The following is a 6,504-nucleotide window of genomic DNA, read 5'->3' as shown; positions in this document are numbered from 1 at the left end:
GGCGGCCGGAGGCCGTCCTTGACTCCGGACGACACCGAGAACACCCTCCGTAACGGGTCGGCGGCCATCAGCCCTCAAGGAACACCAACCCACCGAATCCGAAGATGGGCCACAGGTAGGAGAGGATGGTGGCATGCGCGTCCACATCGGCTGTGACCACGCCGGTCTCGAACTGAAGTCCCACCTGATCAACCGCCTGACGGAGCTGGGCTACGAGCCTGTCGACCATGGCCCGTTCGTCTATGACGCACTCGACGACTACCCGGTCTTCTGCATCCGGGCGGCCGAGGGGGTGGCTCGTGACCGAGACAAGGGGCTCGACAGCCTCGGGGTCGTGATCGGGGGCTCGGGCAACGGCGAGCAGATGGCGGCCAACAAGGTGACCGGGATCCGCTGCGCGCTCGCGTGGAGCGAGGAGACGGCCAAGCTCGCCCGTGACCACAACAACGCGCAGGTCGTCGCGGTCGGTGGCCGGATGCACAGTCTCGAGGACATGACGAAGTTCGTCGAGATCTTCCTGGCCGAGCCGTTCAGCGAGGACGAGCGCCACGTACGCCGCATCAACCAGCTCCACGCCTACGACGCCGACGGCGTACGCCCGCCGCTTCCCGACTCGGCCAAGGGCCTGGGGCCCGCCGAGGACCAGGACTGAGCCGGGGATGCCCGAGGGGCACACCCTCCACCGTCTCGCGCTCGACCTGAGCGATGCCTTCGCCGGCCAGCAGGTCCGGGTCAGCAGCCCGCAGGGCCGGTTCGCCGACTCCGCCGCGCTCCTCGACGGCCAGGTCGTCGCCGGCGCCGAGGCGTGGGGCAAGCAGCTGTTCGTCGAGTTCCCGGGGGAGCAGTACGTCCACATCCACCTCGGCCTCTACGGCAAGCTCGACCTCAAGCCCCACACGGGCGAGCCGCCGCTCCCGGTCGGCCAGGTTCGCCTGCGGGTGGTCTCGACAAGCTCGACCGCCGAGGGTGGGACCTACGCCGACCTGCGCGGCGCGACCACCTGCAACCTGGTCACCGCGGCCCAGCGGGACGCGGTCGTCGCCAAGCTCGGCCCGGACCCGCTGCGCGACGACGCCGACCCAGGCCGGGCATGGACCCGGATCAGCCGGAGCCGGACGACCATCGGCGCGCTGCTGATGGACCAGTCGGTCCTGGCCGGGGTGGGCAACGTCTACCGGGCTGAGGTGCTCTTCCGGCACCGGATCGACCCGATGCGGCCCGGCAACACGCTTCGCCGCCAGCAGTGGGACGCGATCTGGGACGACCTGGTCGAGCTCATGAAACTCGGCGTCCAGAAGAACCGCATCGACACCGTACGCGACGAGCACACCCCCGAGGCGATGGGCCGCCCACCGCGCAAGGACGATCACGGTGGCGAGGTCTATGTGTATCGCCGCAACGGCCAGCCGTGCCTGGTGTGCGGAACGAGCGTACGCACCACCGAGCTGCAGCAGCGCAACCTGTTCTGGTGCCCGAAGTGCCAGCGTGCGTACCAGCCCCGGACGACCGTAAAGAAGTAGCCCGCACTACTCTCCGGCCTGCGAGAACGACCACGCAGCCCCCACCTCGAGACCTAGAGTGAGGCCATGTCGAGCCATGCCTTCGCAGACCGCTTGCGGAGCAACGCCATCCGCCGCAGGTTCCGGGACCCGGAGCTGCGAGCGGTGCTGTGGCTCGGCCTGCTCACCATCGTCCTGACGGTCCTCGCCGCGGCCCAGACGGGCTGGCTGCAGGTGGTCCCGGTGGCGGTCCTCACCGTGCCGCTGCTGCTGGGTGCGGTGCTGCTGGGGCCGCGTACGTTGAGCTGGTTCGTCGTCTTCGTGATGGTGATGATCGTGGTGGCCGCCAGCCGGCTCACGCTCTCCGACCGCGACGCCGCCGCCATCGGTGTGCACTTCCTGCTCGGCGCGATCGTGCTGTTCGTCGCGATGCGCCGCACCTACCTCGGAGTGGGCGGGCTGAGCGACGAGCTCATGCTGCTCGACCTGACCCACAAGCTCGATCAGGGCGCCATCCCGCCGATGCCGCCGGGCTGGCTCGCCGACTCGGCGGTCCTCCCTGCGGGCGGCACCCGGTTCGCCGGCGACTTCGTGGTGGCCGCGCGGGCCGACGACCGCCTGGAGATCGTGGTCGTGGACGTCTCCGGCAAGGGGGAGCGTGCGGGCACCCGGGCGCTCCAGCTCTCCGGCGCCTTCGGCGGTCTCCTCGGCGCGGTGACGCCGGCGGAGTTCCTGCCCGCCGCCAACCGCTACCTGCTCCGCCAGGACTGGGCGGAGGGCTTCGCCACCGCGGTCTACCTCTCGATCGACCTCGGCAACGGTGCCTACGAGATCCGTACGGCGGGCCACCCGCCGGCGCTGGTGCGCCGTGCCGCCACCGGCCGCTGGGAGGAGGCGGAGAGCAACGGTCCGGTGCTGGGGCTCATCGACGACGTCGACTTCGACGCCTGCGAGGGCGTGCTCGGTGTGGGCGACATGGTGATGCTCTACACCGACGGCGTGGTGGAGGCACGGGGCGTCGACCTCGAGCACGGCATCGGCAACCTGGTCGCCACCGCCGACCATCTCGCGGTCACCGGACGAGGCGGGGGAGCGCGCCGTCTGCTCGAGGGACTGAGCGCCAGCTCCGACGATCGTGCGCTCGTCGCGGTCGGCAGACGCTGACCGATCCGACCGCTCGAACCCACCGGTAGGGGAGCCGGTTACAGGTGTGAGTCAGATCTATGGCAGGATTTCGCGGGTCGCACGAGGGCGCTGGCTCTCGCGTACGCGGATGTAGCTCAATGGTAGAGCCTCAGTCTTCCAAACTGATTACGCGGGTTCGATTCCCGTCATCCGCTCCAAGTGGCACTTCCCGCTGATTGGGGAGGGGCCCTTGACGGGGCGTAGCGTAGTGGCTAGCGCGCCTGCTTTGGGAGCAGGAGACCGCAGGTTCGAGTCCTGTCGCCCCGACACTCCCCTGAAAATCCGTACAGCCCCCTGCACGCGACACCATCTAAGAACCAACGACAGGAGACACCCTGTGAAGAGCGCCGTCGAGACGTTGAGCCCGACCCGGGCCAAGCTGACCGTCGAGGTGCCCTTCGAGGAGCTCAAGCCGAGCCTCGACGCGGCGTACAAGCAGATCGCCAAGCAGATCAATGTCCCCGGCTTCCGCCGTGGCAAGGTCCCGCCCCAGGTGATCGACAAGCAGGTCGGCCGCGGTGCGGTGCTCTCCGAGGCGGTCAACAACGTCCTCCCGCAGATGTACTTCGACGCCCTTCAGGAGAACTCGCTCGAGCCGCTCGCGCAGCCCGAGATCGAGGTCACCAAGCTCGAGGACAACGAGGCCCTGGAGTTCACCGCCGAGGTCGACGTCAAGCCCGAGATCACGCTGCCCGACTACGAGGGCATCGAGGCCAAGGTCGAGGACATCGAGCTCACCGACGCCGACGTCGAGGAGCAGATCCAGGCGATGCGTGAGCGCTTCGGCACCCTCAAGGACGTCGAGCGCCCCGCCGCCGACGGTGACTTCGTGGTCATCGACCTGAAGGCGACCAAGGACGGCGAGGACGTCGACGGCGCCGAGGCTGTCGGGATGAGCTATCAGGTCGGCAAGGGCGGCATGCTCGACGGCCTGGACGAGGCCATCACCGGTCTGTCCGCGGGCGAGTCCGCCGACTTCAAGAGCACCCTCGTGGGCGGTGAGCTGATCGGCCAGGAGGTCGACGTCAACGTCACCGTCAACCAGGTGCAGGAGCAGGAGCTCCCGGCCTACGACGACGACTTCGCCCAGCTCGCCAGCGAGTTCGACACCGTCAAGGAGCTCGAGGAGGACGTCCGCGGCCGCCTCGGCAACGGCAAGCGCCTCGAGCAGGCCGCCGCCGCCCGTGACGCCGTGCTGGAGGCCCTCCTGGAGAAGGTCGAGGTGCCGCTGCCCGAGACCATCGTGACCGAGGAGCTCAACGCCCGCCGCCAGGGCATCGAGCAGCAGCTCGGCTTCGCCGGCCTGACCTTCGACAAGTACCTCGAGGACGAGGGCCAGACGATCGAGGAGTTCGAGGCCGACCTCGAGCGCCGTGTCCGTGACGCCGTCGCCGCTCAGCTGATCCTCGACCAGATCGCCAAGGAGAAGGAGATCGGGGTCGAGCAGCAGGAGCTGACCGAGCACATGATGCGCCGTGCGCAGCAGTCCGGCCAGGACCCGCAGGAGTTCGTCAACCACATGCTCGAGCACAACCACGTGCCCGAGCTGGTCCAGGAGATCCTGCGCGGCAAGGCGCTGGCCCAGCTGGTCGAGGCCGCCAAGGTCACCGACGAGTCCGGCAACCACGTCGAGCTGAAGAACCTCCGCCCCGACGGCACCATCGGTGAGGACGAGCCGGAGGCCGAGGCCGAGGCTCCCGCCGAGGAGACCGAGAAGGCCGACGCCTGATCTCTCCCAGACGTACGCCGCCCCTGCCCGAACCGGGCAGGGGCGGTTTCGTTCTGGGGCTACTGCGCGTCGTAGTTGTCCGTCGGGTCGCCGTAGACCTCCAGGTGCTTGGCCGCGCAGTTCGTCGCCGACAGGCCCTGCTCGACACACCACTCGAGCGCGGGAGCGGAGGTGTCGCTGGGATAGGGCACGACGACGGCGTACATCCCCGGCTTCACATACGAGCTCGGCCACTCGCCGGTGTCGAGGAGCAGCACGTCGGGGTGGTCGGTCTTGAGCTCCTGGTAGCGGGTCAGGGCGCGGTGCCAGTCGACGTCGCCGCCGTCACCCGCGCCGACGGCCGCGAGCTGGGGGATCCAGGTGCCGATGAGCTTGGTGGCGGCCTCGGTGTCGAGCCGGGAGATGCGGAGCAGCTGGTCCTCCGGAGGAGCGTCCGGGTCCACGGAAGGCACGCTCGAGGGCTCGCTCGTGGTGGGCTCGCTCGAAGGCTCCGCCTCGGACTGTTCGGGGCCGGCACCGTCCTTGCCGAAGACGAACCCCAGCACGCCGGCGACGAGCACCAGCACCGCGATCATCACCAGGATCGGCGCGGTGCGTCCCGTGCGCCGCGCGGGCGGCGGGGGAGCGTCCTCGAAAAAGTAGCCCCGGGTGCTGCGGGGCGTGGCCGCCTCGTCGCCGAGCTCGTCGACGAAGAGCGGACGGTGCTGCGCCGGGGGAGCCAGCCGCGAGGCGCCGCAGCCGATGCAGTAGAGAGCGCCGGGCAGCAGGGTGTCGCCGCACGACGGGCAGCGTGACTCCTCCTCGTCCCCCACGGCCGACACCCCCTTCCCTATCCGACGGTAACCCGAGAGGACCGCCATCGTCACGCAACACCAGTAACAACAGCATCACGGACACCATACGTGTGAGTGAACGCAAACGTACGGAACGCGGTCGCCGCCCTGTGATCTGAGACACAGACCGTCCGTTCAGGTGGCACGGATCGACCTGTCGCCGGTGCGGAGGCTCTACGCTTCCAGCGTGACCTCCAGCCCCGAGACCGTCCGCGCCGTGGTCCTCAACGTCGAGGACACTCCGATGGACCCCGACGCCGGGGAGCAGCTCGACCGCGGTCAGGGCAAGGTGGCCGGTCTGGTCGGACTGGCCAAGCTCGCCTGGCGGATCACCGCCTTCGCCCGCCGGCCGTTCGCCGCCCCGTTCGCGCTGGCGACCCCGATCATCCGGGGCGTCGTCAACACCGACTCCGGTCCGGCTGTCGCGGTCCACCACGACGGCCGCATGGTCAGCCCGCGCGAGTGGGCCGCCGCCCAGCGACAGACCGGGACAGCTCCTCGGATCCTGGTCCTGATCCCGCCGGCGGGCAAGGACGAGACCGTGTGGCAGGGGGGCTCGCAGACGACCGGAGCGACGTACGCCGACCGGCTGGCCGAGCTGCTCGGCTGGATGCCGTTGCACATGCACGTCTCGGCCGGCAGCAAGTCGGTGCCGGCCGCGGTGGCGCTCAGCAGCCGGATCCAGGAGTGCGTCGACGCCCTCGCGACGGAGTCGCGCATCGACGCCGCCGGTGACCCCCGCATCGTCCTGGTCGGCTACGCCGGTGGTGGTCTGATCGCCCGCAACGCGCTCGGGGTGGCGACCGCCGGGCCGCGCCCCTGGACGACGTACGTCTCCGAGCTCATCGCCCTCGGCACGACCCCCTACGCGGTCACCTCCGCCCCGATCTCGGGTGGCGTCGGCAAGCAGCTCGACGAGCATCTCGCCGGGATCGTGGTCGTCGGGGACGACGAGGCGATGCTGCCGCCGCGACCGGACGTCGACTACCTGCTCGTCACCGACAAGGCGACCTCGCGACCCAACCGGGTCGGGCGTCTCTTCGGGGAGATGCTGTGGTGGCGCCACAAGACGCCACTGCGATCGCGTCGGGTGCGTGACCTGTTCCCGACCGCGGAGCGCTTCACGCTCTCGACCGCGGAGACGCCGCTGTCGAACCACCCGGCGGTGCACGACGCGCTGCTGCGCTGGCTGGCCTGAGCGAATACGCCGTCGGCGAACATTGGCACACCAGCCGTGGAACAACCGGCTGCGGCGGCT

Annotated in this window: 6 protein-coding genes and 2 tRNA genes; 7 read left to right on the top strand and 1 reads right to left on the bottom strand. The window is 69.7% G+C overall.

The window, feature by feature from the left end:
* Nucleotides 1–133 precede the first annotated feature (133 nt).
* From UG56_RS14320 to tig, 6 genes are all read left to right on the top strand, one after another.
* Complete coding sequence (locus tag UG56_RS14320; protein WP_045548520.1) at nt 134–652, top strand: ribose-5-phosphate isomerase; 519 nt, start codon at nt 134–136, stop codon at nt 650–652.
* Between the two features lie 7 nt (nt 653–659).
* Complete coding sequence (locus tag UG56_RS14315) at nt 660–1,520, top strand: Fpg/Nei family DNA glycosylase (RefSeq protein ID WP_045548519.1); 861 nt, start codon at nt 660–662, stop codon at nt 1,518–1,520.
* A 66-nt stretch (nt 1,521–1,586) separates the two neighbouring features.
* The gene (locus UG56_RS14310) at nt 1,587–2,663 is read left to right on the top strand and encodes a PP2C family protein-serine/threonine phosphatase (RefSeq protein ID WP_045548518.1); all 1,077 of its coding nucleotides are present in this window, start codon (nt 1,587–1,589) and stop codon (nt 2,661–2,663) included.
* A 105-nt stretch (nt 2,664–2,768) separates the two neighbouring features.
* Nucleotides 2,769–2,842 (top strand) — tRNA-Gly (locus UG56_RS14305).
* A 36-nt stretch (nt 2,843–2,878) separates the two neighbouring features.
* Nucleotides 2,879–2,951: transfer RNA gene (locus UG56_RS14300), tRNA-Pro, on the top strand.
* A 70-nt stretch (nt 2,952–3,021) separates the two neighbouring features.
* Nucleotides 3,022–4,413 (top strand): trigger factor, encoded by a 1,392-nt coding sequence (gene tig / locus UG56_RS14295; RefSeq protein WP_045548517.1) that lies wholly within the window; start codon nt 3,022–3,024, stop codon nt 4,411–4,413.
* A gap of 59 nt (nt 4,414–4,472) precedes the next feature.
* On the opposite strand, the gene UG56_RS14290 is transcribed toward tig, so the two are convergent.
* Entirely contained in the window at nt 4,473–5,234 is a 762-nt protein-coding gene (locus UG56_RS14290; RefSeq protein WP_045548516.1) for a zinc ribbon domain-containing protein, read from the bottom strand.
* Between the two features lie 199 nt (nt 5,235–5,433).
* Between UG56_RS14290 and UG56_RS14285 the strand changes: the two genes are divergently transcribed.
* On the top strand, nt 5,434–6,444 hold the full coding sequence (locus UG56_RS14285) for a hypothetical protein (RefSeq protein WP_143055038.1): 1,011 nt from the start codon (nt 5,434–5,436) through the stop codon (nt 6,442–6,444).
* Nucleotides 6,445–6,504 lie beyond the last annotated feature (60 nt).

The sequence above is a fragment of the Nocardioides luteus genome, assembly GCF_000960475.2.
GTDB classification, from domain to species: Bacteria; Actinomycetota; Actinomycetes; order Propionibacteriales; family Nocardioidaceae; genus Nocardioides; species Nocardioides luteus_A.
This window is presented reverse-complemented; position numbering and strand designations above follow the sequence as displayed.

Coding starts and splice junctions, on each gene's coding strand:
- UG56_RS14320 (WP_045548520.1), top strand. CDS start 134: ATGCGCGTCCACATCGGCTGTGACCACGCCGGTCTCGAACTGAAGTCC.
- UG56_RS14315 (WP_045548519.1), top strand. CDS start 660: ATGCCCGAGGGGCACACCCTCCACCGTCTCGCGCTCGACCTGAGCGAT.
- UG56_RS14310 (WP_045548518.1), top strand. CDS start 1,587: ATGTCGAGCCATGCCTTCGCAGACCGCTTGCGGAGCAACGCCATCCGC.